This is a genomic window from Shewanella submarina (assembly GCF_042646185.1).
In the GTDB taxonomy this organism is placed as follows: domain Bacteria; phylum Pseudomonadota; class Gammaproteobacteria; order Enterobacterales; family Shewanellaceae; genus Shewanella; species Shewanella corallii.
This window is the reverse complement of sequence record NZ_JBHRTD010000018.1, coordinates 587,551-612,638: the sequence shown is the minus strand read 5'-3', so window position 1 is coordinate 612,638 and position 25,088 is coordinate 587,551. Positions and strand designations below refer to the sequence as shown.

The following is a 25,088-nucleotide window of genomic DNA, read 5'->3' as shown; positions in this document are numbered from 1 at the left end:
GAGGCGAAACGATGACCCGTGACGAGTTCATCGATAAAAAAGCGCCCCAGCTGGCTTTCTATGGCAAAGCGTTTCTGAAGGATCAGATTCACTTTGACGAGATCCAGCATTACCTATGGGACACTCTGGAAGAGTGGCAGTATCACGATTACCAGGGTGAAGCGCAGTCAGATATGGAGAGAGTGTTCTGGCACCTGCTGCATAGCTTCGACAAATGGCCAGACTGGGTAATTCGCGGTAATCAGTATCTACGGGTACAGATTGATGACTATTGTGATTACCTGAGTCTCGGTGGTCGTTGTCCACCTAATAATTGCATCGGATGCAGACCTTAATTCAGCAGTAACCCTATGGAAGATGGGTTCGACGTTATCTGCCGAACAATGGCCCGGTCTAAATGACGGGCCATTTTATATTCCTGATTTTCTTTTTAATCATCACATTTGTCGACAGTTTGCGTTAGGCTATCGGCACCTTATCACCGTCAGGATTTGTTATGTCGTTTGCCCTTAAGGTCAAACAGGCCCTCTCCGTCTATTGCCACCGCAGAGTCCTTATTCTGCTGCTTTTGGGTTTTTCCTCCGGCCTGCCCTTAATGCTGGTATTTTCCACTCTTTCATTCTGGCTGCGTGAAGCAGGCATTGACCGTGCCGCCATTGGCTATTTCAGCTGGATTGCCCTGACCTATGCAGTCAAGTGGATATGGTCACCACTGGTTGACCGGCTGTCGCTGCCATTGTTAACCGGTTGGCTGGGGCGTCGCAGAAGCTGGATGCTGCTGGCCCAATCTACTCTGGTGGTGGCTATTCTGGGTATGGCACACAGCGACCCCCAACAAAACATCACTGCCATGGCGCTGTTCGCGCTGTTGGTCGCCTTTGCCTCTGCAACTCAGGACATAGTCGTAGATGCCTTCCGTATCGACTCGGCCCCCGAAAAGATGCAGGCAGCCTTGGCAGCCTCGTATCAGATCGGTTATCGCTCCGCTATGATCCTCGCTACCGCAGGTGCTCTGACGATTGCCGCGTGGGCCTCACCTGAGGATGGCAGCTACTCTTTGATAGGTTGGCAAACCGCATATATGGCCATGGCGGGTATGATGTTTGTGGGGCTGATTACCACCTTGTTTGCCACAGAGCCTGTGGTTGATACCCGGGAAGCTGATGCCGAAGAACTTAAGCTGAAAAACAGACTCGCAGAGAAATACCCTATGTGGGCAGCAAGCAGCCTGTCCTGGGTTTACAGCGCCGCAGTGGTACCATTTGCTGACTTTTTCAAACGCTATGGTAAGCATGCGTTGCTGATTTTAGCCCTGATCTCCTGCTATCGAATTTCCGATATCGTGATGGGGATTATGGCCAATGTGTTCTACGTGGATATGGGCTTCTCAAAGGAAGAGATTGCCTTTCTCTCCAAGGTCTATGGCCTGATTATGACTTTGGTAGGTGGCGCTGTTGGCGGATTGCTGGTGAGCAAATATGGCACCATGAAGATACTCTTTCTCGGCGCCTTATTGGTGGCTACCACTAACCTGACCTTTGCCCTGCAAGCCTGGGTAGGTTACAACATATCACTGCTGACAGTAGCGATTGCACTGGACAACCTCAGTGCTGGTATCGCCACGGCAGCCTTTATCGCCTACCTGTCCAGCCTGACATCCAGTGGCCATACCGCGACTCAGTACGCCCTGCTTTCCTCTATTATGTTGCTGTTCCCCAAGTTTGTGGCCGGTTTCTCTGGCGAGTACGTGGATGCCTTTGGCTACGTTAGTTTCTTTATTGCCTGCAGCTTGATTGGATTCCCGGTATTGATATTAATTTCAATGGTTAACCGAAGGTTTCCCGCGACCAAGAAAGATGAGCAAGCTGAAAGTACTGATATCAAAGTAGAACAATAGCAGTCACAATGAGTAAGAAACCGGCCCAGTGGCCGGTTTTTTCATATGGTGAGCTGCGCATACTCTTCCATCCACCTGATAATATTGCTGTTCAGTCTTGCTTTGTCTTTGCCGGGAGCAAAGAAAACATTCAGTCCCAAACAGCCAACCAAACCAAATCACCTTAATCAGACCACCCAACCAACGAACCAGCCTGACCAGAGCAAACTCACAGCATAAAACACCAGAAAAACCTTAAAAAGATTGAGAGAGCGAGGTAACCTGTACCTAAGGGAATAAAAAATTATTAAATGCGCATAAAAGGGCATACATCATGCGCCATTACCTTCTCAGAGGTTGCCAACTAACATTATCCTTTCGGAGTGCTTCCTCCGGTAAGCACCCTAGCCATGTGATGCTTAAAACAATATTCCTGATATCGATTGTTTTACTCATCTATCCCCGCTTCGCAATCGCAAACTTTATCCCCTTTGCCCAGGAAAGAGGATTAACCCCATCAGTCGTCACTGCCATTTTGATAGATCAGACAGGCATGATGTGGGTAGGCTCCCGGGAAGGCCTGTATCGATTTGATGGCAAGCGGGTCGAGAAGTTTATTCCGGATGACACGCAACCCGGTTCCATCAGTGACTATGATATCAGGCAGCTTTACCAAACCCGCGATGGTGCTCTGTGGGTAGCTACCAATACTGCAGGTCTAAACCGTCTTGACCCGCAAACCTTTAAGTTTACCCAATACAGACATAACCCCGCCGACCAAACCAGTATCAGCTACGACAGTGTTTACGACATTGTTGAGATGACTAATGGTGATATCTGGATCGCGACTCAAATCGGCCTTAACAGGTTGACAGCTTCCGGCAAGTTCGATCGTTTTACTGCCGATAACCATCCCGGCTCTATCAGCCATGACTATGTTTACCGACTGTTCAGGGACGACTCCGATGGCCTTTGGCTGGCCACCATAGGAGGCGGCGTCAATTATCTCGCCCCCGGCAGCCAGGAGTTTGAACACCTGCGCCCGGCAGCCCAAACCGGTGAACCACTCCATGATGATGTACTGGCAATACTCCCCACCCCTGACTATGTCTGGATTGGTACCCGCAATGGCTTACTCAGACTTGACCGCGAGACCGGCCGCTACAAAGAGATTAGCCTTCCCACCATGGGCCAGGTGTTCCCTAACCTGCAGCCGTTCAATGACCACCAGCTACTGTTGGCAACCATGTCAGAAGGCCTGTGGCTACTGGATGTGAATACGCTGACCCTCACCCCGCTGTCAGATAAAAGCATTGGGCAGGATGGCCAGTTACCTGCGCTGCCGCAACTGTGCATCACCCGGCATAAGGATATGTTGATGGTCGGAACCTGGGGGGCTGGCGTATATGTGATGCGCCTGGCGAGCTTACAGCTGCAGCAACTAGGAAGCCCCGACCAGGAAGAGTCCCTCAGATATCAGAACATCCTCGCCATTTCTGCAGCAGGCAATGGCTCAGATACCCTCATCAGCAGCTTCGGTGGCGGCGCTCAAATGCTCACACAGGGGAATCGTCTCGTCCCTCAGCCTGATGTAGAGCATCCCCGCGCAGGAGTCACTTCACTGCTGGAATCGGCTTCCGGTGACTGGTGGCTGGGCACAACCAAGGGACTACTTAAGCTGGACAGTGATGGGAGAGAGCTTTTCCATTTCCGTCACGCGCAGGAGAACCCCAGCTCCATAGGACAGGGCTATATTACCGGGCTGGCAGAGTCCTCCACCGGCCTCTGGGTCGGTACCGGAGGTGATGGCCTCTCCTTTCTGCCAACCGGCAGCACAGAGTTTATTCACTCCCCCTATCAAGATGGCGAGCTCAGAGGAGATTACATCAGGGATCTGCTCCTGATAGATGATCAGTACCTCTGGACAGCTACCCGCTCCAACGGCTTAACCCTGTGTCAACTTGAGCCCTGGCAATGCCACTGGTTGGATCCACAGGTTTACCCCCAGCTAACCTCCCATGCGGACAAGACCACCAGCCTGTATCAGGCTGACGACGGGACAGTTTGGTTGACTACCAATGGTGGGGGGCTTTACGCCATAACCAGGAATAAAAAGCAGATCGCCCTGATCCACTACGGCTCAGAAAATCTGCTGGTCAGCGACAGTATCATGGGCATAGCTCAGGAGTCTGAAGACAGATATTGGGTTACCAGTGATGCAGGACTAAGCCTGTTGCAGCCACTGAGCCAGAAAATGATCCACTTCGGCGCGGATACAGGCGTTCCTCCTCTGGACTTCAATGCCGGAGCCGCGCTGTCCCGCAGCAAGGACATACTGCTGGGTACGGTTAACGGCCTTTTCAGTTTACCCAAAGGGCTAAGTTTCAAAGTCCCTGAAAAACTCCCTTTGCAGTTCACTCAACTTAAGTTGTTAAACCGCCCTTTAACCAAGCGCTGGCTTACGCCGCTCAAGTCATCAGAACAACTTAACTTCCGCCACGATGATATCTTTACCATCAGCTATGCCATGCTGGACTACTCCAGCCATCACCATGAATACAGCTACCAGTTGCAGCGGGGCGGTGACTGGATAGATACAGGGAATCAATCCACTATCACCTTTGCCAACCTGTCCGGCGGCGAATATCAATTAACTGTTCGTGCCAGAGATATGTATGGCCAATGGCAACAGTCCCCCATTCTGAACATGATGGTCACGCCACCTTTCTGGCAACAAACCTGGTTCCTCGCCATGTTGGCACTGTTATTCCTGACCCTGTTTTTCAGCTGGCATCACATCAGGACCTACAGGCTGAGGCAGCAAAATATCCGGCTGGAGAAACTGCAAAAACAGAAAGAGCATGCGCTGTCACAGAGTGAAGAGCATAAGCAGGCCCTGAACCTGGCCAACCAAAAGCTGCGCAAGCTGAACAATGCCCTCAGCCACGCCAAAGAGCTTGAGCGACTGCGAATATCCAGGGAACTGCATGATGAGCTGGGGCAGAACCTGACCGCCACCAAGCTTACCCTGCAACTGGCAAGGAAAAAGCAGCAGGTCTCCATGCTGGATGAAGGCGTTAAGCTAATCGACAGAATGATTAACCAGGTGCGCAATGTCGCCCTGTCAATGCGCCCGCCGCTGCTGGATGAGATGGGGCTGGAATCCGCCATCAAGTCTCATGTGGCCAGTCTCTCCAAACTGAGTCAATTCAGCATCAAACTGGCGATATCGCCACTGCCGCCTTTGGGTAAGTCACTACAAAGTGGGATCTTTCGGATTACTCAGGAGGCCCTCAACAATATCCAGCGCCACGCAGATGCCAGCTCAGTCACCCTGACACTGGCCGCCAATGACCCGCTGTTGATATTGACTCTGGAGGATGATGGCAAGGGTTTTGACCCGGAAGAAGCCAGACATCAGTCCCCCGGACATCTGGGACTCATCTCAATGACAGAGAGAGTAGAAGGCTTTGGCGGCACCATAAACATAATGAGCAAACCAGGCTGTGGCTCCCGACTGGAGATACGTATCCCTTATGAAAACCATCAATAACCTGCTGTTGGTCGACGACCACCAAATTGTCAGGGAGGGCATCATTGCCCTGCTCTCTACCATGGATTGGGTCAGGCAGGTCGATGCCTGTGGCGATGGGGTGGATGTGATGCCCTTGGTTCGTAAACTCAAGCCCCAACTTGTCCTGATGGATATCACTTTGCCCGGACTCAATGGCATCGAACTGGCCCAGCAGATCAAGCACGATTATCCGCAAATTAAAGTGCTGATCCTGAGTATGCACTCAGCGCCTGAGTATGTCGCCAAAGCCCGTGTGGCAAACGTGGATGGCTATTTGATTAAGGACGCTGCATTTGATGAATTGGCAGGGGCAATCCACCATGTAATGCAAGGGGAGTTTTATCTCAGTGAATCAATCGATCCCGAAACTGTGTCCCATTACCAACAGGTTGCAGACCAACACGACATGTTGGCGATGTTAACCCCAAGACAAAGGCAAATTCTGCAGTTAATAGCAGAAGGATTATCGACCCGGGATATTTCACAGCGCCTGTGCCTGAGCAGTAAAACCGTTGAAACCCACAGAGCCCAGTTGATGGCTCGGGTTGGCGTAAAGCATGTCGCTGGACTGGTAAAAATCGCCATTGCCAATGGCTTGATAGAACTTGAATAACCGACCCGCTACCACTTGGGTCGGTTAATATATTGGTTAACCCTGATGCTCACAGCGTCCCAACAGTGCACCGCGCTGCACCTGTTTGATCATCTGTTTAGGGAAAGATACTTCACGGTTGCGGCCATTCTTACAGACAAAGGCCTTGTCCATATCCAGAATCCAGGTAAAGACCACTCCGGGTAAGCCCCCTACCAGAGTGTTACCCTTTCCATCCAGTGCCAGCGGATTCTGAAGTCCCAGGGTTCTGGCTTCAATCACCCCCTGTTTCTCCAGGAAGTCATCCATCTCCATCCAGCCAATGCCTTCCAGATATAAAGCGCCATAGAAACCGTTAAAGAAACTGCCGGCCCGGCCAATCATGACATCACCTTTATCAGACATATCAAACACCAGAGTCGGTACTGCACCAATCTGGTCAAAGATGTAATCCCAGTCATCGGTATCGACCACGCCATCTCCATTCAGATCCATCTCACAGAAGTTACGACCGAAAGAGTTATAGGGCAGATCATAGCAATATCTCAGACCACCAATATCGGTGAATGGCTCAGTGCGGCTCTTGGGATTCCACAGCACAATACCATTGCGGGTACTCAATGCCGCCTTGGTACCATCTCTGCTGTTGGCATAGGCATCAGTGGCCCCCACCATGGCATACAGATCGTAAACTTTGTCACGGTACCAACCTATCGCCTGGCCAAAGCTGTTAATGCCCAGAATCACCTGACCATTACCGGAAACGCCCTGGGCCCGGGTAAAGCCTCGCAAATTAAGGCCTTCGGTAGACAGCTTTTTCATACCGAACTTGGGCGTCCACTTATAGGCGAAAATTTCAGAGCCGTCCTGGCGCTGACAACTGCCATCACCGTCGGCATCCACATAGGCCATACCTACAACAGTCTTGCCATAATCATCCATGGCCCATGGCACAGCAGCGTTCGAACCGGATGATGAACCGCCACCACAGGTATTGCCGTTGAGATCCCCCAGCAGCGTGGTTCCCAGGCCTTCCTGATAGATTGCGGGTTCACCTATGCCATTACCGTCAGGATCAGCACCGCCGACCAGGAAGTCGACACCCTGGCCATCAACAGCCACATTAGAGGTGCTGAACTCTCCCTCCTCACCAATCAGGCTGAAACCTGTATTACGATCCCATTTAAATGGCGTTGAGCCAGCCGTACCTACGGCCACTTTGCCGTTTCTGGAAAGATCTGTCACAAAAGCCGAGACCAGAGGAGTGTACTGGATACCGTCCGTATAGCCATTCCAGTAAAGATCTGCCTGCTTGGTTTGACCCGCTTCCGCCAGGATTGGAGTCACATCACAGACTCGGTCGCTGACAGGGTCTGAGCTTTCTCCACTGTTCCAGTATTCCAACTCGGACACAGGCTGCATTGGCGTGGTGGGATATCCTCCACTGACAATCTGATCCAGATAAACAACATAGCTTTCACCCGGTGTCAGGTTGTTAATCTGGAAGCGACCATCAGGGCCTATCTTGCCCTGAGTCCATGCTCCCGTCATACCTGAAACCGCATCGCCCAATGGGTCGTTAACGTTACGGGCAATGATATTCAGGCCACTGTACTCAGTAACCCCATCTTTGAGCCTGAGAACACCTTTGATACTGCCGCGTGAGGCATGGTAATCAGGGGTTGGATAGATATCTGAAATTGCTGCCATATCGTCCGGCATATCAATACTGGCCTGCCCCGCTCCACCGTCATCATCCACCCGGATAAATGGGTACATGGTTTCATTATCATCCGGCATCGCAGTTTCAAAACCTGGCACAGGTGAACGGTAGGAATAAACAGGGTCTACACAGCCCTCAATACCCGGCGTTAATGGCCGGTAGGAGAAACTTTCATACACCAGGCGGCCATTCGTCTGAGAGTGGGACAGGTTAATGGCATGACCAAACTCATGGGTAAACACACCTGAGTACCGGTCAATATTGGGGTCGGTATCCCGTACAGCCCAGCCATTAATCAGTGCTGTGCCCTCAACAATCACGCCGTTATCATCAGCCCACTCAGGAAAGGCAATCCCCAATACCGAGTTACGGTTAACCCCGAAAATGTCTTCCATGATGCTGCCATCTGTATCGTACAGCACCCAGAAGCCATAGCCATTTTGCTGAGTGTAAAAATCAGTGGCATTGGCACCAGTCACATCGGCCACGCCGGTTTGTGATTCAATCGTGCCGGCAATGACTGCAGAAAAGGTGGATGTCGGTACCGCCGACCATTGTGCGAAGCCTTCGGCGGTCGCTTCATTGGCGCGTTCAATCGTAATAAACGGCGTTACGCCATCAAAGTCATAGGTAAAGGCGCCACCACCATCTGTGTATACGGGAATGGGTCCCTGGCTGGTATCCCAATGGTATGGTTGGGGATCGGGACCATCAGTTAAAAACAGAGGCCCTGCCGCCATCACAGGTGCACTGCCAAGCAGACCGACCCAGAGAAAACAGAGAGGATTTCTGATATTCATTTCATGACTCCTCTTTCAATCCATTGCTTTGAAACCGCCTTTTCAATCAAACCTGTCAGCACCTGCAAATCCGCAGGTCCACTGCCACCCAGCATCTTGTTCTCTGCCGGGGTAAGTTGCACCTTGCTGAACTCTAGGTCATCAAACAAACCATAATTGTTGTGACTATTGGCAGCCTTACCCGCGGCCAGCAGCAACTTGCCCTGAGTCAGCCCGGCTGTGGTTTGAAAACCTGTGATTTTGGCGGGTTGATACATAAACAGCATCACATTTTCATCCTTGTGCCAGCGGGGAAAGCCTTCAGGAGAAATGCCAAGATAGTGGTTTCCGTTCTCCATTTTCCTCGGCTTCAACAAGCCGAACTGGCGGAAGGTATAGGGCTTGTTCTGCGCCATTTTCCCTTTAAGTGAACGGCCCACATTGATAGTCACCTCGGTATAGGGCAGCCCCTTTTCATTAAAACCGTCGGTAACATTGGTGACCTGGCCGATAATAATGCTGTTGGCATCCTTTATCAGAGAGGTCAGGTTCTGGGGTTTAAGCTTGGTGGCATAAGCAGGTGTCAGTACAAAACTACACAACAGACATAACAGACCTGAGAACCACATTGAGCGTGTTTTTCTTCTCATAACGTCAGTTTCCTTTCTGGTGTTAAGCAACCTCCAAATGGGAGAGTGCTACTCCAAGCTAAAGAACCGACGAAAAAATGGATATCAGGAAAACTCTGATATTCAGCAAGGAAACTTATACCAATCCGCATAGAAGATTGATCTCATCAGAGCCATGTCAGCCATTCGAGTGCAATCCAAATTGGTGACGACATAGTGGTTCTATGACTAGACAATTTGGGGCAGTAATCGTGTGGCTGACAGGCTCCCGAAGGGCGAGTTTTAAAGGCGCGTATACTGTCCAGAGCTCTCTTGATTTATCCCGATAGATCTTCGCTCGCTCCGATTGTCTCCACGCCTTTAAATTCTCGCTGAGTGACTAAACTCCTATGCGGATTGGTATTTAGCCCAAAAAAAGGGCCGACATGGGTCGACCCTTAAAGAACTCATAGACTTCCGTTATCAATGATCCAGATACAGATAGTTCTGCCAGCTCTTCATGCGAATAAGCACTTTGCGCATAATGGAGACATGCTCAAAGCTATCTGAATAAACCGCGACCTCAAATGCCATACCCAGTGGCATATGGTACTGGGACAGGTCCTCTGTCATGCGCAACGTGACCAGCACCCTGCCGTTGGTTCGCAGCGCTTCAGTGCCAAGCAGGGTTCCGCGGGCCTGAATCTGGCTCTCGCCAATCGCCGGAATCACTTCCACCACCTCCCCCTTGAACACACGTCCGGGCGCGGCACGAAACAGGAATTCAGCTTCAAACCCATGCTTCAGCCGCTGCAAGGAGTTTTGCCTGAATGCCGCAACGTACAACCTTTCCTCAGTGTGGATAAAGGTCATCACAGGAGACAAAGGCAGAGGAACTGCCATCATACCTGGGCGCAGTGCCAGTTGGGTGACATAGCCATCTGTTGGTGCGCGAACCACAGTTTGTTCCAGGTTGAATTCCGCCTGACGCAGTTGTGCCAGCAGACCGGCAACCGTAGTGTTTTCACCGCCAATTTCCGAATCCAGTGCCAGCTTAGCCTGAGTCACTCTTTGGTTTGCCACTTCAACGGCAGCTTCAGCCGCTTTGTATGCCTGCCTGCGAGTATCCAGTTCCTGTTCGGTAAAGGCGCCACTGTCAAATCCGCGTTGAAACCTGTCGTATTCGCGCATTGCCTTATCACGATTGGCGACCGCCTGATCTTTACCCGCCTCTGCTTCCTGCAAAGCCGCCTCAAGTCCCAGCGCTCCCTGATTGGCTTCTTTCACCATCGCCTTGATACGGTCAACCTCTGCCTGAAAAGGCACGGGGTCGATACGGAACAAAACCTCGCCTTTACTCAGGGGCTGGTTGGGGATCACTGGCACGTCAATGACCTTCCCCCGCACTCCGGAAACAATCGGGGTAGCGGTAAACACCTGATTACCTGTCTGGGTATAGGGATGGTTGTAGTTCATCAGCAGGATCAAGGTGCCAATCAAGATCACGCCCCCCAACACGGCGGTGGGCACAGTCCACTTATTCAGAGGAATTTTGAATACCTTGAATACCGCAATACAAATGGCGGTATAGGTCAGGATAAGTAACAGATCCATCAGTTATCCTCCCTGTTGTCAGCGACTTGATTGCCGGAAGAGTCGGCTGTTGGCGCGGGTTTTACCGCCGAAGGGACAGTCTTGTCAGCTTTTAATGCAGCCACTTCCTGTTGCAACTGTTCCACCTGTTCCATCAACAGCTCCATTCTATGGTGGGTATCATGCTGCTCCTGTTCCAGCTTCTGGAATCCCCAGCCTCTCTCCTTGCGCCACAAGGTTGCCCAAATCCAAAGGAAGGGCCAGATGGCGTGCAGGGTAAACAAACTTACCCAGCCTGCATGGTGAATAGCATCCTGATGGGGGTGATCCCGCTCTTTGGCGATCTCATAGGGAATATCATGGATAACAATAATGCCGTAGAAGATCACCAGTGCGACAAACACCAACAACCCAAGGGCAAAGTAGTCAAGGAACATAGCGGATTCCTTCCGACGGGAAATGTGGTTTTTATACTAGCACCAGGGTTAATCGCTTGAAAACAATGTAAACAGATTGATTTCACACAATATTGATAAGGATATATTTCAGGACTGCTGAGAATGGTCTATCAGGGGAGAAAGGCGGTTGGAATGGCTGAAAACAAAACAGCCACCCTGAGGTGGCTGCTGAGTCAGAACAGGAATGATTAATCCCTGAAATTTTTAAACTGGAATGGCTGCAGATTGGATTCACGCACCAGTGCCATGGCAGCCTGCAGATCGTCGCGTTTTTTACCGGTAACCCGCAGTTCTTCACCCTGGATTTGCGACTGCACTTTAATCTTGCTGTCTTTAATCATCTTCACCAGCTTTTTGGCGACGTCTTGCTCGATACCCTGCTTAAACTTTACTACCTGAGTGAACATCTTGCCGGTATGGACCACCTTGTCTTCCACTTCCATAGCCGCAGGGTCCACTTTGCGCTTAACCAGTTGGGTACGCAGCACATCAACCATCTGCTGACACTGGAAATCAGACTCAGAACTCAGCTTGACCTGATGGTCTTTGTAGCTCACTTCAAATTCAACATTGCGAAAGTCAAAACGGCAATCCAGTTCACGCTTGGTGTTGTCCACCGCATTGCGCAGTTCTACTTCATCCACTTCAGAAACAATATCAAATGAAGGCATTTGGCCCCTTCCTCTTAAATGCAAAACCTGCTGAATATTACCATGGCACCAAACAAGATACAGTCTATGGCGAACACTTGTAGCCGGTATTGATGACAACGCAGTCAGCTTTGCCTATTATGGGCGGCATTGGCTCCCTCAAACCCTGTAGCTGTGTTTTCAAGAAGTCGCTTTTTCCAATTCGCACTGTTGGCTGCCCTGCTGGTAGTCAGCTATCTGGTGTTTTCCCGCCCGTCCTACCCTCAGGGAATTCCCCATCTGGATAAAGTCGGCCATCTGGGGAGCTTCCTGCTGTTATCCTGGCTCACTTTTGAAGCCTTCCGTCCCCGCTGGTTTGTGCTGGTCCCCTTGATGGCTGGCTATGCCCTGACGATTGAACTGGTGCAGGCTTATTTGCCCTACCGCAGCGCTTCTTTGGCCGACTTCGTTGCCGATATGCTGGGCGTGGGACTCTTCTACCTGTTGTCCCGTCTGTTGACACGTATGCCGATTCCCGGCCTGGTGCGAACCTGCAAAAACTGACGGAAACCCAATGAATCGTATCGCCATCCTGGGCCCGGGCTCCATCGGCCAACTGCTTTGCTGGCAACTGCGACATCACAAGCCGGTGTTATTGGGCCGCAGCCCTGCACCTGACGCGCTGGTGCATACAGATATCAAGGATGAACACCACAGCTTCACACCCGAATACCGCCCACTGGACAAAGCAAGACTCGATGATATTGGCCTGCTGATTGTCACCGTCAAAGCCTATCAGGTATTGGATGCCATCACGCCACTGCTGCAAGACCTGCCAGCAGATTGCGCCATACTTTTGATGCACAATGGCATGGGGCCGCACCTCGACTTGGCGCCATTACTCAATGGCCGCAGTCTGCTGCTGGGCACAACCTCTCAGGGCGCCCTAAAACAGGGACTATGGCATATTCGCCACACAGGCAAAGGGCTGACACAAATCGGTCTGTTATGTGGTGATGCAGACTCAGGCAAAACCAGGGTAGAGCCTTTGCTGGATAAGATAGAAAACAGCGAATGGGTCGACGATATTCTGGCCGCCTTGTGGCAGAAGTTAGCGGTCAATGCCGCCATCAACCCGCTGACGGCGATACATGATTGTCGCAATGGCGCACTGGCAGCTAATGAGTATCGCGGGCATATTCACGCCATAGTGGCAGAGCTGGTCAAGGCAGCGGCCGCCGATAGCATTGTTTTGGATGAAACCACCCTGCTGGAAAGGGTTTACAAGGTGATAGAGCTGACCGCGAATAATTTCTCATCCATGCATCAGGATATTGCCCATGGCAGACAAACTGAAATTGATGCCATCAATGGCTTTGTGGTCAAACGTGCACAGGCAAATGGCCTGGAGGCACCGGCAAACCTCAGCATGCTTGAGCAAGTTAAATCACTTCAGCCTCGGCGCTGAGCGTTATTTCAGAAACTCACTTTAAGAACTTATTTTAAGAACTTTTGCACATACCAGCAGCTGGCACTGATATTCAGTTGCTGCGCTTTGGCCCAGGTCAACCCGGCCCTGACCAGCTTTTCTGCCACGCCTTTGCCTCTCATCTCCGGCGGAACAAAAGTATGGCTGAAATTCACCTCATCCCCCTGAAGCAGGTAATCCAACTCAGCCAGCTGACCATCAAGATTGATCACAAATCGGCTGTTGTCGCTTTCATGTATCACTTCCACTTGTCTCTCCTGAATCTAATACCAATCCGCATAGAAGATTGATCTCCTCTGAGCCATGTCAGCCATTCGAGTACAATCCAAATTGGTGACGACATAGTGGTTCTATGACTAGACAATTTGGGGCAGTAATCGTGTGGCTGACAGGCTCCCGAAGGGCGAGTTTTAAAGGCGCGCATACTGCCCAGAGCTCTCTTGATTTATCCCGATAGATCTTCGCTCGCTCCGATTGTCTCCGCGCCTTTAAATTCTCGCTGAGTGACTAAACTCCTATGCGGATTGGTATAAGTCGTTAAGGATGGCAATCAGGTGCTGGAAGACTGCATCAGGTCGTCGATGCCGTAGGCTGCTTCATCAAGACTGTCGTTAAGCTTGTCCATCATCAGGGTTCTGGCGTCATCCAGGCCCTTGTTGTACCAATGATGCCCAGCCTCTCTGGCAATAAAATCCAGCAGAAACTCGGCTTCAAACTCCCCCGCCTCGGTATCCAGCTCATCAGCAAGATAGTCCTGCAGCTTGCTCACCAACTCCTGTTTGACCGTCTTATCCAGCGTTATCTCACTCATTCCCTGTATCACCTATTGTCTGTGATCCGTTTATTTTCCCCACATCACCATGACACCGGCGATGGCAATCAGCAAGAGCCCAAATACCTCTTTGAGGGTGATTTTATCCTTAAGCCACAACCCGGAGATTAACAGGGTAAAGAATACCTCCACCTGCCCCAATGTTTTGACATAGGGCACAGGTTCCAGCGCCATGGCGCTGAACCAGCCTATGGAGCCGATGCAACTGCTGATGCTGATAAGCCAGGTAAGCCGTGAATATTTGAATAGTTGTGTCAGGGTATGACGGTCCCGCCAGCCAAGGTACAGCAACAGGATGATGGTCTGCAGCAGGATAACGCTCAGCAGTACCCAGGCAGCACGATGAGGAAAAGGCACATTGAGCACTAAACTCGCCTCACGCACCCACAGGGAGGTAAGCGCGAAACAGCTGCCACAGGCCAGCCCCAGCATCACAGTGGACAGTGACAACTGACGCCAGCCCTTAACGCTGGAGAGCATAAAGATAGCCACAGTCCCTAAAAGCACGCCACCCCATCCCATGGCACTGATACCTGTGCCAAAAAACAGAGTGCCCAGCACTGCCGCCACCAAAGCTTCACTCTTGGCAAGGCCAGCGCCTATGGCAAAGTTTTGCAGTTGAAACAGCTTCACCATCAAAGCCGTTGCCAGAATCTGCATTAGCCCGGCACCCACCACAAACTGCCAGAACCCGGGGGTAAAGTCAGGAACAGGCTGCGGCTGCCATTGATACAAGCCAAACAGGTAAAGGCCTGCCAGAGGGCCTGCCCAGATAAAGCGGGCCAAAGTGACCCCGATGGCATTCACCTCACGGCTGAGTTTGCTTTGCAGGGCATTGCGCCAGGACTGGGCAAAAGCCGCCATCAGGGTGAATAGAATCCACATAGATCTTCCTTGAGTGGTAGGACACAGAGATAAAAAAGCCCGGATAAACCGGGCTCTTATAACAAATTACTTGCTGGTATCGATTGGGTCGAATGACTTCACCAGATCATCGATGGCTTTCATCTGGGTCAGATAAGCTTCCAGCTGGTGCAGTGGCAGCGCACATGGGCCGTCACACTTGGCATTGTCCGGATCCGGGTGAGCCTCGATAAACAGACCTGCCAGGCCCAGCGCCATACCGCTGCGTGCCAGCTCTGTCGCCTGGGCACGACGGCCACCAGCGCTGTCTTCACGGCCACCAGGACGCTGCAGCGCGTGGGTGGCATCGAAAATCACCGGATAACCGGTTTGCTTCATCTCATCCATACCCAGCATGTCTACTACCAGGTTGTTGTAACCAAAGCAGCTGCCGCGTTCACACAGGATGATCTTGTCGTTACCAGCTTCGTTGAACTTCTTGATGATGTGGCGCATCTCATGAGGAGCCAGGAACTGAGGCTTCTTCACGTTAATAATGGCACCGGTTTTGGCCATAGACACAACCAGATCAGTCTGACGCGCCAGGAAAGCTGGCAGCTGAATAATATCAACCACTTCAGCAACAGGGGCACACTGGTAAGGCTCATGTACGTCAGTAATCAAAGGCACGTTGAAGGTAGATTTGATCTCTTCAAAGATCTTCAGGCCTTCTTCCATGCCAGGACCGCGGTATGAGTGAACAGAAGAGCGGTTGGCTTTGTCGAAAGAAGCTTTGAATACGTAAGGGATGCCCAGCTTTTGGGTCACTTCCACATACTTTTCCGCAATGCTCATGGCCAGATCGCGGGACTCAAGTACGTTCATGCCGCCAAACAGCACAAAGGGTTTGTCATTGGCGATTTCGATGGCGCCCAGCTGGATGGTTTTGTTGGTCATCACACTGTCTCTCTTGTAGGCCGACGCCGACGGCATCGGTACTGAATCAGATTTGGAGGCAAAGTATACCCCAATTGCGCGCGGAGTGTGATGCCTGCTGCAGCAAGTTTGACTCCGTGGTTCACTGTGATAAATGTGACCCTGGGCAAGATATTGGCATCGGGTTTAAGTCGGTAAATAGTTATAATCCGCGACTCAGCAAACAAAGGCTTCTCCAGTCATTTATCTTTCCTTGTTTGCATTAACTTACCCTGCTCAACCCGGTGTACCCGGGCTTTTTTGTGAGTACTTATGCTTAACTCAGAACACAAAGCGACACTCGTGCTGGTTCTCACCACAATGATCGCCGCCCTTGGCTGGATATTTTCCAAAGAAGCGATCGCCGGTCTGCCCCCCTTTGGCTTTATTGGCCTGCGATTTACCCTGGCCTCACTCTGCCTGTTACCCCTTTGCTACAAGCCCCTTAAAGCTGCCAGTGGCAAGGATATTCGTGCCGCAGCCGGTGTTGGCATTATTTTAAGCGGCGCACTCATGTGCTGGATCCATGCCGTTTCCATCAGCGACACCCTGGGTGAAGGCGCCTTTATTATGAGCCTGTCTATGCTGCTGGTTCCTGTCATCGCCTGGGCTCTGTTCCGACAGCGCCCGCGCAGGGTGTTCTGGGTATCTCTGCCCATTGCGGCGACAGGTTTGGGTTTTCTGTCTCTCAGTGGTGGCTGGCAGGAGTCCAGCAGTCAGCTGTGGTTCCTGGGCGCGGCTTTGATGTTGGCGCTGCACTTCAATATCAACAGCAAATACTCCCAACGTTTGCCGGTTTTGCTGCTGACCTGCATCCAGCTGATGGTGACAGGCCTGGTTGGCCTGACTATGTCATCCATCTTCGAAACCACGCCACCACAGGTCTCTGCCGATATCTGGGGGTGGTTTGCCCTCAGCACCCTGCTGGCCACCAGCCTTCGCTACGTTATGCAGACCCTGGGGCAGAAGTTTGTGCCCACAGGCAATGCGGCGCTGATTATGCTACTGGAGCCTATCTGGACTGTTGTGCTCAGCCTGCTGTGGTACCGGGAAGTATTGAGCAGCAATCAGCTGCTCGGCTGTGGCTTAATTCTACTGTCATTGCTGCTGTATCAAACCGGTGGACGATTGCGAAACCTGATCCGTTATCGACAAAGATCTGCTGCGTGACAGCAAAACCATGCATCAATGTAGATAAAAAAATGGGCCTGTCGGCCCATTTTTGTTACTGATCCATTTTAAAGTCCAGCCTCACAAATTGGTTAGGCTGAGGAACAGCCTGACCATCAACAACTCTGGGCTGGTAACGCCAACGTTTGAGTGCACTCTTTGCAGCCTTATTGAAGATCCGTTTGGGCTCTGCATCTTCAACCCGGATATTGTGAACAGAGCCATCGGCCCGCACATCAAAGCTCAGCACCACATAACCCTCTTTACCCGCCTGTAAAGCAACAATGGGATATTCAGGTGCTATCTGCACCATAGGTATCGCCATCATATCTCCGCCGCCACGACTCTCTCTTGGTGTGGCTGGCGGTAATTTGGGTAACTCGTTCAGTGTCAGGTTTGTTGGTTTGGTAATCTCGGGCCCTTTAACTAAAGTCCCGGTCACTCCGGTATTGGGGACTTTTAATACCGGCGGCATCTCCTCAGGCTTTGGCCTGTCCTCTACCGGCTTTACCGGTGGCGGAGAGTAAGTCATTATCAAAGGATCGACATCGACTTGAGGTTCAGGCTCAGAAAATTGGTTATTTACCAAAGACGCCATAAACACGAACATCAACAACGTCATTAATAAAGCCGACAGAAAAATCAAAGCCCTGACAAGCAGTGGGTGTGACATTAAGTGTGATAGTGGGTGTGGTAATTCGAACGGCATAGACAGCCTCCTTTTACTGTGAACCCACCTATATGAATACCACCTAACCTACAACAGCGCCCTACAACTATGGTCTAGAATTGCATTGACCCAACTAAACCAGAAGCTCCCCCACAAACGTCATTTGAAACTTTCCCCGTCACTGGTCATCATCATGAAACGCCCATAACGCACACTGATAAATGACAACCAGATCAAAAAGCTTTCTGATTGGACTGCTCTGCGGCTATAGCCTGTTCGGCACCGTGGTGCTTATTCGCGGGGAACTGCTGTTGCTCTGGCCGCTGCCCGGAGGCATGCCACTGGGTAACCTTATCGCTGCAGCTACGTTAATCTCAGTGCCAGCCCTGAGCTGCCTGCTGACCAACAACAGACTTGTTATCAGACTCAGCACCATCACCTGCATAGTGGCAGCCTTGTGGCTCCCCATCTCCATCTGGCTTGCTGGCAATATCCACCTGAACTTCAGTGGCGATATGGGCCATCACTGGCAAACAGCCACAATGGTATTCGGCAGTTGGGAGCTTATGCTCATAATCGCCGCTTGGATTGCTGGAAGAATAGAGAAGTACAAAGCTGGGAAAGCGTAAAACGGTGGACAATAAAAAAGAGCGGACTTACCGCTCTTTTAGGCTCAACCAGCGTCAATCCATGTGCTTTTGCCTTTGTCTTTTCTCAGTGTGACCAGGACCTTGAAAACGCCTTTGATTTCCGCACACAAAACATGAACAAAGACAGGGCGTATCAATACATATCCCATTGGATTTTGCATTTTTTCCGGCAACCCCACCCCAGTATCGTTTACGGTTATTGGTCAGCCTTGAGATATGAGCTCGTCGCAAAGCGCGATTGTTGTTTTTCATAAATTTTATCCCGAATAGATTTTAATACCCGGGTGATCACTCCTTCGAATGACCACCTAATCGGGTAACGGGATAAATTGAAGTTATTCATAATGCCCCTTTAATGGCTTACTTAGTGATGGCCGATCAAAGCATTTGTCATTTCAGGTGACTCAATCGAGTGATAAAGACCTTCAATCGAGGCCGCGAGTCCCGACGTTTAGCAGCGCTAAATGAGGGACGAAGCAACAAAGAGTGAGGGTCTTTAGTGCCGATTACCTGGCAAAACAGCAATTAGTGGGCGACAGCCTGAAGTATCTGCCCACATATCCACGCCATATACGTCCCCAGCGCATACCCAAACACCGCCAGCAACACACCCACTGGAGCCAGTGCAGGATGGAAAGCCGCCGCCACGACAGGCGCAGACGCCGCACCGCCGACATTGGCCTGACTCCCGACAGCCATATAAAACAGTGGCGCTTTAATCAGCTTGGCAACACCCAACATCAGAGCGGCATGAACCACCATCCAGATAACACCCACCATAAAGTAAATTGGGGTATCCACTATCTTGGTGACATCCATATGCAGACCGATTGTGGCCACCAGAATGTAGAGGAAAGCAGACGCGATCTTTGATGCGCCGGCGGCTTCCAAATGGCGGGCGGGACTGAAGGACATGGCCAAACCGATACTGGTCACTATCACGACCAGCCAGAAGAACTTGGAGGTCAGGCTGTAATCACGGGTCTGTGGGTAATGCTCAGCAAAGAAGGGGCCGAGGAAGTCAGCAGCAAAATGCGCCAAACCTGTTACCCCAAAGCCCACTGCCACGATCAACATAATGTCCCGCAGCGAAGGGATACGGGCATTCTCAGCATGGTACTTCTCAACCTTCTCCTTCAGAGTTTCAATGGCTGAGGTATCCGCGCCGGTTCTGGCATCAATCTCTTTGGCTTTGGAAGCCAAAAACAGCAGTACCGCCATCCAGATGTTGGCAACAATCACATCCACAGTCACCATCACAGAGAAGATATTGCCGCCCACCTCATAGATCTCTTTCATCGCCGCCTGGTTGGCACCACCACCAATCCAGCTGCCAGCCAGCGTCGTCATGCCGCGCCATACCGCATCAGGTCCCTGCCCGGCTGTCAGGCTGGGGTCGATGGCTGACATGATCAGCAATGAAATGGGGCCACCAATCACAATGCCCACAGTCCCCGTGAGAAACATGATCACCGCTTTGGGACCCAGTCCCATAATGGCTTTCAAATCGACACTCAGAATAAGCAATACCAGACACGCCGGCAGCAGGTAGCGGGATGCGACATAGTAGAGTTGAGAGGTATGGCCGTCGACCACGCCGAAGGTGTTTAGCAGTGATGGCAGGAAGTAGCACAGCAGCAGGGCCGGTACAAACTTATAGAACTTTTGCCAGAATGGATGACTGCTGGAACTGGTGTAAAACACAAATCCCAGAATAACCGCCAACAGGCCCATGGCCGTGGCGTCGTTGGTAATTAATGCCTGGTGTTCTGAAACACTCATAGGTCGCTGTTCTCCCTTGCGATTTTATTATTATCTTACGGCGTTCCACACCGGGCTTCCTGATGAGGGACTGTGCCCTCCTGATAGCAAAAGCGCACTTAAACAGTGCGCTTTAGGTCCTGAAAGCTATCAGTGATACGTCTCGGCGTGGTCACTTAAATCCCGCAACTGCATTTTTACCAGCTCAATCACAGGATCGTGTGGATTTTGATCAACAAAATGCTGCAAATCTGACGCGGCCAGGGTAATACACCCCAACTGCTGTGCAATAAATGCACGCTCGCGGTGAATATGTACATCATCCGGATGCCATTGCAGTAACAGGTTGCAACACTCAAGTGCACTTTCAAAACGATTGGAGACGATACAGCCCGCCTTCAACTCGTGGATCATCCGGGTCAGCAGTCTTTGCACCTTGACCGCCTTAAAATAGGTGGCTTTAAGGCGGGCACCATTGCCCAGTTCACCACGCACAAGTGCATGGATATAGTGACGACTGACAAACTCTCCGGTTAAAGGGTCCAGATAGCGGCTTTGCTTGCCAACGCGGTGCAGCAGCAGGGTATGACCCGGCAACAACACTGGCTCAAGTACCAGATCCAACTGTTTGGCCAGCAGCATCAGCACCACAGCCAGAGTACTGGAGTTACCTTCCCTGTGCTGCAGACAAAAGCCCAGGTCCGCAGCGTCGGCACCAAAGTAATCTTCCTTGGGCTTGAATCCCAGATCCCGGTAAAACCAACGGATAAGCCGCTGCAAGCGCTCCTCCTGATCAACCAGATAGTGGCTCAGTACAGCACCGGAGATCTCATACCAGGCCCAGGTGGAACGCTTGAGATCAGACAGCCCCAGATGGGCAGCTATCTCAAGAGGGGTTTCCGGCAGGGAAATCGCCATGGTCTCCAATGGGGAGTCCACCTGGAAAGTTTGTTCAGAAGATGACAATTCAGACATTAGCCAATCAATACCGCTTGTTTAAAGTGAGCTAATTTCGCCGCATACACGATCCAGCCCAGAGCGCCTATCAGGGCGAATACTCTGAACAACCGGTTGCGGTCACTGCGCATAGCCATAAAGGCCAGCAAAATATAGGCGACTACCGCCAGGATCTTCTCGGTCAGCCAGGTATCCACAAACGGATACTGCTTGATCAAAACACACAGTAACAGGCCAGACAGCAGCAAGAAAGTATCGACAATATGCGGCGTGATCTTCAACCATTTGCGCGCCATCAAAGGCGACTGACGTTCCTTGAGTACAAAACGAACCAACAGCAGGGTAACACTCACAGCTATCAGTAACAGGTGAGTGTGTTTAACAGCTGGATAAATCGAGTAAAAAGCTTCCATGTCATCCGGGGTATCAGCAAAAACAGGGCCAGTAGTGTAACCCAGTGACTGTGTCATGCCAAACCCCATGGACACTGGGATTCAGCCAATAAAAAACGCCTCATAAAAGAGGCGTTTAATTAAGGCTGATAGGCGATTATCCCGGCCAGCGACCCAGAGTACATCTGTCATTGCTGCCGAAATCCCGCACGGTAGCAACATCCTGATAGCCAAGCTCTGTCAGCTTCTCTCTGAGCACTTTAGCCTGCTGATAGCCATGCTCCATCAGCAGATAACCGCCCGCAACCAGATAGGCTCTTGCCTGGGTGGCAATATGGAACAGATCGGCAAAGCCTTCGTCGGCAGCTGTCAGCGCACTGAGTGGCTCAAATCTCACATCCCCCTGAGACAAATGCTCGTCGCGCTCATCAATATAGGGCGGGTTGGACACCACCAATTCAAACTGGCGACCTTCCACTGCGCTGAACCAGTCGCTTTGCAGCACTTCAACCTGTGGCAAAGCCAACTTGTCGCGGTTCATTTTCGCCAGAGCAACGGCGTCATCTACCTTATCGACAGCTGTGACCTGCCAGGACGGACGCTCACTGGCCAATGCCAGCGCAATAGCGCCTGTGCCGGTACCCAAATCCAGTGCACGGCAGTTATCGGGCACTTTAAGGTTAAGGGCAGTTTCTACCAGGATTTCAGTATCGGGACGGGGGATCAGTGTGGTGTTGTTCACCAGCAAAGACAGTGACCAGAACTCGCGCTCACCGGTAATGTGAGCCACAGGGTGTCCTTTGGCACGCTCATTGACCATAGCCATATAAGCCTGCCAATGCTCAGCACTCAGGTCTTTATCGGGCCAGGTAAACAGATAAGTGCGGGAAACCGACAGCACATGCTGCAGCATCACCTCAGCATCCAGCATGGCGGAGTCAGACACCCGCTCCAGCTGGACACTGGCCCACTTAAGGGCCTCGCCGATACTGATCCCGGACATTAACTCTCGTCCGCCAGCGCCGCCAGCATGTCGGCCATATGTTCCTGAATGATTGGATCCAGCAGCAGATCAACTGCGCCTTCCATCACTTCAGCCAGACGGTACAGCGTCAGGTTAATACGGTGATCACTCACCCGGCTCTGTGGATAGTTGTAGGTACGGATACGCTCCGAGCGGTCACCACTGGCAACCAGAGAGCGACGGGTGCTCTCCTCTTCCAGACGGCGCTTCTCATCCTCTGCAGCCTGAATACGGGCAGACAACACACTCATCGCCTTGGCGCGGTTCTTGTGCTGAGAACGCTCATCCTGACATTCCACCACAATACCAGTAGGAATATGGGTAATACGGATCGCAGAGTCAGTGGTGTTAACGTGCTGACCACCGGCACCGGAAGAGCGGAAGGTATCCACTTTCAGGTCGGCGGGATTGATCTGAATCGCTTCAGCTTCAGGCACTTCAGGCATCACCACCACGGTACAGGCCGAGGTGTGGATACGCCCCTGAGATTCGGTTTCCGGTACACGCTGAACACGGTGACCACCGGACTCAAACTTGAGTTTGCCGTAAACGCCTTCACCACTGAACTTGGCAATAATTTCTTTAAAGCCGCCGTGCTCACCTTCGTTGGAGCTCATTACCTCTACCTGCCAGCGTTTGCTTTCAGCATAACGGCTGTACATGCGGAACAGGTCTCCGGCAAAGATAGCGGCTTCGTCACCACCGGCACCGGCGCGGATTTCCACGAAGGCACTGCGGTCATCATTGGGATCTTTAGGCAGCAGCAGGATCTGCAATTCGCCGTCCAGACGCTCCAGAGTCTCATTGGCGTCAGCAATTTCCTCTTCCGCCATGGCTTTCATATCTTCATCGTCTTCTGCCAGCATCTCTTTGGCAGACGCGAGATCAGCCTGAGCCTGTTGGTACGCCTTAAAACCGGCGACCACATCTTCCAGCTGGGAATACTCTTTGGACAGGGCGCGAAAACGCTCCTGATCGGCAATGATACCCGCGTCACTGAGCAGCGCCTGCAGCTCTTCATGACGCTCAATCAAGCCTTCAAGCTTGCGGATTACAGAATCCTTCATTGTGTCTGGCTAACCTTACTCTTTATCCAAGCCGAGCGCGGTACGCAGTTGTCCAAGGGTGTTGTAGTCCCCCTGGCGACTGGCCGCTGTCAGCGCCTGAGTCGGCGCGTGGATCAATCGGTTGGTCAGCTTATTCGCCAACTCCAGCACCACCTGTTCGGCATCTCCACCCTGTGCCAATCTGTTCAGGGCGCGGGCAACCATCTCATCTTTGATGGCCATGCTCTGGGTGCGGTAGTCGCGAATGCTGTCAACCGATTCCAGCGAGCGGATCCAGTCCATAAACAGGTGGGCCTGTTCATCGGCAATGATTTCCGCTTGCTCGGCTGCCTCCTTACGGGAGGCCATATTCTGTTCAATAATGCTTTGCAGGTCGTCGACTGTGTACAGGAAAGCATCATCCAACTCGGCGACTTCCGCCTCGATATCACGTGGGACTGCTATATCAACCAACAACATAGGTTGATGACGACGCTGTTTCAGCGCTTTTTCTACCATGCCCTTGCCCAGGATAGGCAGCGGACTGGCGGTAGAGGATATCACGATATCGGCCTGAGGGAGAAAGTCCGGGATCTCTGTCAGTGTAATGGCTTTGGCGTTGAACTCCTCACACATGCCCTGGGCACGCTCCAAAGTTCGGTTGGCCACCACCATTTCATTGACGCCATTCTCTTTTAAATGACGGGCAACCAGTTCAATGGTCTCACCGGCACCGATAAGCAGCACCTTGGTATGACTGAGCGAGGAGAAGATATGCTTGGCCATAGAGACCGCAGCAAAGGCCACGGATACAGCAGCCGCACCAATTTCAGTTTCGGTACGAACTTTCTTGGCCACCGAGAAGGTGTTCTGGAACAGACGGTCCATGGTCACGGCTATGGTGCCGGCCTCTTTGGCCTTGGCAAAGGATTGCTTTACCTGGCCCAGGATCTGCGGCTCACCCAGTACCAGAGAATCCAGGCCGCAGGCGACCCGCATCAGATGCTTCACGGCCATCTGACCTTCATATTGGTACAAGCACGGGGCCACATCGCTATGACTCAGTCCGTGATAATGCTCCAGCCATGCCACCACATCTTCCCTGGAGGCATTATTACAGTAGAGCTCGGTGCGGTTGCAGGTGGATACAATCACCGCCTCACCGGTTTGCGTAGTACAAGCCAGACTCTTCATCGCGTCATGGATCTTGTCCGGAGAGAAAGCCACTTTCTCTCGCAGGTCTACTGTGGCTGTTTTGTGGTTAATCCCGATTGCTACAAGACTCATCTGACTCTATTTCTGAAAACTGGGCGTTCAAAAGATGGTATAGGGGTCATTCTACTGAATCGGCAGGGTTAAAAATAGAATATGCTTAACAAAACCGAATAAAGGTTGTTAACCCAATTCATTTTTCAAACCAAATCATTAGCTCATTTATTGCTGAGCA

General features: G+C 51.6%; 24 protein-coding genes. 8 read left to right on the top strand and 16 right to left on the bottom strand.

Going from position 1 to position 25,088, the window contains the following annotated elements:
- Positions 1-11: 11 nt before the first annotated feature.
- The 4 genes from ACFOE0_RS19705 (at position 12) to ACFOE0_RS19690 (ending at position 6,063) form a co-directional block, all read left to right on the top strand.
- Positions 12-335 carry a hypothetical protein gene (locus ACFOE0_RS19705; protein ID WP_115137992.1) on the top strand — a complete coding sequence of 108 codons (324 nt, stop codon included), beginning with the start codon at positions 12-14 and terminating at the stop codon, positions 333-335.
- Between the two features lie 161 nt (positions 336-496).
- Positions 497-1,897, top strand: coding sequence for an AmpG family muropeptide MFS transporter (locus ACFOE0_RS19700; protein ID WP_248934283.1), 1,401 nt, complete (start codon positions 497-499; stop codon positions 1,895-1,897).
- A gap of 394 nt (positions 1,898-2,291) precedes the next feature.
- A complete protein-coding gene (locus ACFOE0_RS19695) occupies positions 2,292-5,429 on the top strand; it encodes a ligand-binding sensor domain-containing protein (protein WP_248934282.1) in 3,138 nt (1,045 codons plus the stop codon).
- Entirely contained in the window at positions 5,413-6,063 is a 651-nt protein-coding gene (locus ACFOE0_RS19690; RefSeq protein WP_248934281.1) for a response regulator, read from the top strand. Before ACFOE0_RS19695 ends, ACFOE0_RS19690 begins: the two co-directional genes overlap by 17 nt.
- A gap of 36 nt (positions 6,064-6,099) precedes the next feature.
- Here the strand turns inward: ACFOE0_RS19690 and ACFOE0_RS19685 are convergent, their stop codons facing one another.
- From ACFOE0_RS19685 to ACFOE0_RS19665, 5 genes are all read right to left on the bottom strand, one after another.
- Positions 6,100-8,565 carry a hypothetical protein gene (locus tag ACFOE0_RS19685; protein WP_248934280.1) on the bottom strand — a complete coding sequence of 822 codons (2,466 nt, stop codon included), beginning with the start codon at positions 8,563-8,565 and terminating at the stop codon, positions 6,100-6,102.
- Positions 8,562-9,194 carry a hypothetical protein gene (locus ACFOE0_RS19680; protein WP_248934279.1) on the bottom strand — a complete coding sequence of 211 codons (633 nt, stop codon included), beginning with the start codon at positions 9,192-9,194 and terminating at the stop codon, positions 8,562-8,564. The genes ACFOE0_RS19685 and ACFOE0_RS19680 overlap by 4 nt, the downstream gene beginning before the upstream one ends.
- Positions 9,195-9,635: 441 nt before the next feature.
- The gene (locus tag ACFOE0_RS19675; protein WP_248934278.1) at positions 9,636-10,766 is read right to left on the bottom strand and encodes an HlyD family secretion protein; all 1,131 of its coding nucleotides are present in this window, start codon (positions 10,764-10,766) and stop codon (positions 9,636-9,638) included.
- Positions 10,766-11,182 (bottom strand): DUF3302 domain-containing protein, encoded by a 417-nt coding sequence (locus ACFOE0_RS19670; protein ID WP_248934277.1) that lies wholly within the window; start codon positions 11,180-11,182, stop codon positions 10,766-10,768. Before ACFOE0_RS19670 ends, ACFOE0_RS19675 begins: the two co-directional genes overlap by 1 nt.
- Before the next feature lie 209 nt (positions 11,183-11,391).
- A complete protein-coding gene (locus ACFOE0_RS19665; protein WP_248934276.1) occupies positions 11,392-11,874 on the bottom strand; it encodes a YajQ family cyclic di-GMP-binding protein in 483 nt (160 codons plus the stop codon).
- Between the two features lie 153 nt (positions 11,875-12,027).
- Here ACFOE0_RS19665 and ACFOE0_RS19660 point away from each other — a divergent pair, with 153 nt between their 5' ends.
- Complete coding sequence (locus ACFOE0_RS19660; RefSeq protein ID WP_115138106.1) at positions 12,028-12,396, top strand: VanZ family protein; 369 nt, start codon at positions 12,028-12,030, stop codon at positions 12,394-12,396.
- 10 nt (positions 12,397-12,406) lie between these two features.
- The gene (locus tag ACFOE0_RS19655; protein WP_248934275.1) at positions 12,407-13,300 is read left to right on the top strand and encodes a ketopantoate reductase family protein; all 894 of its coding nucleotides are present in this window, start codon (positions 12,407-12,409) and stop codon (positions 13,298-13,300) included.
- A 29-nt stretch (positions 13,301-13,329) separates the two neighbouring features.
- On the opposite strand, the gene ACFOE0_RS19650 is transcribed toward ACFOE0_RS19655, so the two are convergent.
- The 4 genes from ACFOE0_RS19650 to kdsA all read right to left on the bottom strand — a co-directional run bounded on the left by ACFOE0_RS19650 (position 13,330) and on the right by kdsA (position 15,953).
- Positions 13,330-13,569, bottom strand: coding sequence for a GNAT family N-acetyltransferase (locus ACFOE0_RS19650; protein ID WP_248934274.1), 240 nt, complete (start codon positions 13,567-13,569; stop codon positions 13,330-13,332).
- 302 nt (positions 13,570-13,871) lie between these two features.
- Positions 13,872-14,132, bottom strand: coding sequence for a DUF2164 domain-containing protein (locus ACFOE0_RS19645; protein ID WP_248934273.1), 261 nt, complete (start codon positions 14,130-14,132; stop codon positions 13,872-13,874).
- 30 nt (positions 14,133-14,162) lie between these two features.
- The gene (locus tag ACFOE0_RS19640) at positions 14,163-15,038 is read right to left on the bottom strand and encodes a DMT family transporter (protein WP_248934272.1); all 876 of its coding nucleotides are present in this window, start codon (positions 15,036-15,038) and stop codon (positions 14,163-14,165) included.
- 66 nt (positions 15,039-15,104) lie between these two features.
- Positions 15,105-15,953, bottom strand: a complete 849-nt coding sequence (gene kdsA / locus ACFOE0_RS19635; RefSeq protein ID WP_248934271.1) for a 3-deoxy-8-phosphooctulonate synthase — start codon at positions 15,951-15,953, stop codon at positions 15,105-15,107.
- Between the two features lie 291 nt (positions 15,954-16,244).
- Between kdsA and ACFOE0_RS19630 the strand changes: the two genes are divergently transcribed.
- Positions 16,245-17,141, top strand: a complete 897-nt coding sequence (locus tag ACFOE0_RS19630) for a DMT family transporter (protein WP_248934270.1) — start codon at positions 16,245-16,247, stop codon at positions 17,139-17,141.
- 55 nt (positions 17,142-17,196) lie between these two features.
- Here the strand turns inward: ACFOE0_RS19630 and ACFOE0_RS19625 are convergent, their stop codons facing one another.
- On the bottom strand, positions 17,197-17,763 hold the full coding sequence (locus ACFOE0_RS19625; protein ID WP_248934269.1) for an energy transducer TonB: 567 nt from the start codon (positions 17,761-17,763) through the stop codon (positions 17,197-17,199).
- A gap of 269 nt (positions 17,764-18,032) precedes the next feature.
- Here ACFOE0_RS19625 and ACFOE0_RS19620 point away from each other — a divergent pair, with 269 nt between their 5' ends.
- Positions 18,033-18,440: a hypothetical protein gene (locus ACFOE0_RS19620; protein ID WP_248934268.1), complete on the top strand. Its 408-nt coding sequence runs from the start codon at positions 18,033-18,035 to the stop codon at positions 18,438-18,440.
- Positions 18,441-18,986: 546 nt separating this feature from the next.
- Here ACFOE0_RS19620 and ACFOE0_RS19615 read toward each other — a convergent pair.
- From ACFOE0_RS19615 to hemA, 6 genes are all read right to left on the bottom strand, one after another.
- Positions 18,987-20,243 carry a DUF819 family protein gene (locus tag ACFOE0_RS19615; RefSeq protein WP_248934267.1) on the bottom strand — a complete coding sequence of 419 codons (1,257 nt, stop codon included), beginning with the start codon at positions 20,241-20,243 and terminating at the stop codon, positions 18,987-18,989.
- A 129-nt stretch (positions 20,244-20,372) separates the two neighbouring features.
- Positions 20,373-21,140: a SirB1 family protein gene (locus tag ACFOE0_RS19610; RefSeq protein WP_248934756.1), complete on the bottom strand. Its 768-nt coding sequence runs from the start codon at positions 21,138-21,140 to the stop codon at positions 20,373-20,375.
- 56 nt (positions 21,141-21,196) lie between these two features.
- A complete protein-coding gene (locus ACFOE0_RS19605) occupies positions 21,197-21,592 on the bottom strand; it encodes a SirB2 family protein (protein ID WP_115138109.1) in 396 nt (131 codons plus the stop codon).
- A 136-nt stretch (positions 21,593-21,728) separates the two neighbouring features.
- The gene (prmC, locus tag ACFOE0_RS19600) at positions 21,729-22,574 is read right to left on the bottom strand and encodes a peptide chain release factor N(5)-glutamine methyltransferase (protein WP_248934266.1); all 846 of its coding nucleotides are present in this window, start codon (positions 22,572-22,574) and stop codon (positions 21,729-21,731) included.
- A complete protein-coding gene (prfA, locus tag ACFOE0_RS19595; RefSeq protein WP_248934265.1) occupies positions 22,574-23,662 on the bottom strand; it encodes a peptide chain release factor 1 in 1,089 nt (362 codons plus the stop codon). Before prfA ends, prmC begins: the two co-directional genes overlap by 1 nt.
- A gap of 15 nt (positions 23,663-23,677) precedes the next feature.
- Positions 23,678-24,928 carry a glutamyl-tRNA reductase gene (gene hemA / locus ACFOE0_RS19590; RefSeq protein WP_248934264.1) on the bottom strand — a complete coding sequence of 417 codons (1,251 nt, stop codon included), beginning with the start codon at positions 24,926-24,928 and terminating at the stop codon, positions 23,678-23,680.
- Between the last annotated feature and the right edge of the window lie 160 nt (positions 24,929-25,088).

Excerpts from the sequence above, each read along its gene's own strand:
- ACFOE0_RS19605 (WP_115138109.1), bottom strand. The coding sequence starts at position 21,592 with ATGGAAGCTTTTTACTCGATTTATCCAGCTGTTAAACACACTCACCTG.
- ACFOE0_RS19645 (WP_248934273.1), bottom strand. The coding sequence starts at position 14,132 with ATGAGTGAGATAACGCTGGATAAGACGGTCAAACAGGAGTTGGTGAGC.
- prmC (WP_248934266.1), bottom strand. The coding sequence starts at position 22,574 with ATGTCCGGGATCAGTATCGGCGAGGCCCTTAAGTGGGCCAGTGTCCAG.
- ACFOE0_RS19700 (WP_248934283.1), top strand. The coding sequence starts at position 497 with ATGTCGTTTGCCCTTAAGGTCAAACAGGCCCTCTCCGTCTATTGCCAC.
- ACFOE0_RS19665 (WP_248934276.1), bottom strand. The coding sequence starts at position 11,874 with ATGCCTTCATTTGATATTGTTTCTGAAGTGGATGAAGTAGAACTGCGC.
- hemA (WP_248934264.1), bottom strand. The coding sequence starts at position 24,928 with ATGAGTCTTGTAGCAATCGGGATTAACCACAAAACAGCCACAGTAGAC.
- prfA (WP_248934265.1), bottom strand. The coding sequence starts at position 23,662 with ATGAAGGATTCTGTAATCCGCAAGCTTGAAGGCTTGATTGAGCGTCAT.
- ACFOE0_RS19630 (WP_248934270.1), top strand. The coding sequence starts at position 16,245 with ATGCTTAACTCAGAACACAAAGCGACACTCGTGCTGGTTCTCACCACA.
- ACFOE0_RS19695 (WP_248934282.1), top strand. The coding sequence starts at position 2,292 with ATGCTTAAAACAATATTCCTGATATCGATTGTTTTACTCATCTATCCC.
- ACFOE0_RS19625 (WP_248934269.1), bottom strand. The coding sequence starts at position 17,763 with ATGACGTTGTTGATGTTCGTGTTTATGGCGTCTTTGGTAAATAACCAA.
- ACFOE0_RS19655 (WP_248934275.1), top strand. The coding sequence starts at position 12,407 with ATGAATCGTATCGCCATCCTGGGCCCGGGCTCCATCGGCCAACTGCTT.
- ACFOE0_RS19675 (WP_248934278.1), bottom strand. The coding sequence starts at position 10,766 with ATGGATCTGTTACTTATCCTGACCTATACCGCCATTTGTATTGCGGTA.
- ACFOE0_RS19705 (WP_115137992.1), top strand. The coding sequence starts at position 12 with ATGACCCGTGACGAGTTCATCGATAAAAAAGCGCCCCAGCTGGCTTTC.
- ACFOE0_RS19640 (WP_248934272.1), bottom strand. The coding sequence starts at position 15,038 with ATGTGGATTCTATTCACCCTGATGGCGGCTTTTGCCCAGTCCTGGCGC.
- ACFOE0_RS19680 (WP_248934279.1), bottom strand. The coding sequence starts at position 9,194 with ATGAGAAGAAAAACACGCTCAATGTGGTTCTCAGGTCTGTTATGTCTG.
- kdsA (WP_248934271.1), bottom strand. The coding sequence starts at position 15,953 with ATGACCAACAAAACCATCCAGCTGGGCGCCATCGAAATCGCCAATGAC.
- ACFOE0_RS19620 (WP_248934268.1), top strand. The coding sequence starts at position 18,033 with ATGACAACCAGATCAAAAAGCTTTCTGATTGGACTGCTCTGCGGCTAT.
- ACFOE0_RS19610 (WP_248934756.1), bottom strand. The coding sequence starts at position 21,140 with ATGGCGATTTCCCTGCCGGAAACCCCTCTTGAGATAGCTGCCCATCTG.
- ACFOE0_RS19615 (WP_248934267.1), bottom strand. The coding sequence starts at position 20,243 with ATGAGTGTTTCAGAACACCAGGCATTAATTACCAACGACGCCACGGCC.
- ACFOE0_RS19690 (WP_248934281.1), top strand. The coding sequence starts at position 5,413 with ATGAAAACCATCAATAACCTGCTGTTGGTCGACGACCACCAAATTGTC.
- ACFOE0_RS19670 (WP_248934277.1), bottom strand. The coding sequence starts at position 11,182 with ATGTTCCTTGACTACTTTGCCCTTGGGTTGTTGGTGTTTGTCGCACTG.
- ACFOE0_RS19685 (WP_248934280.1), bottom strand. The coding sequence starts at position 8,565 with ATGAATATCAGAAATCCTCTCTGTTTTCTCTGGGTCGGTCTGCTTGGC.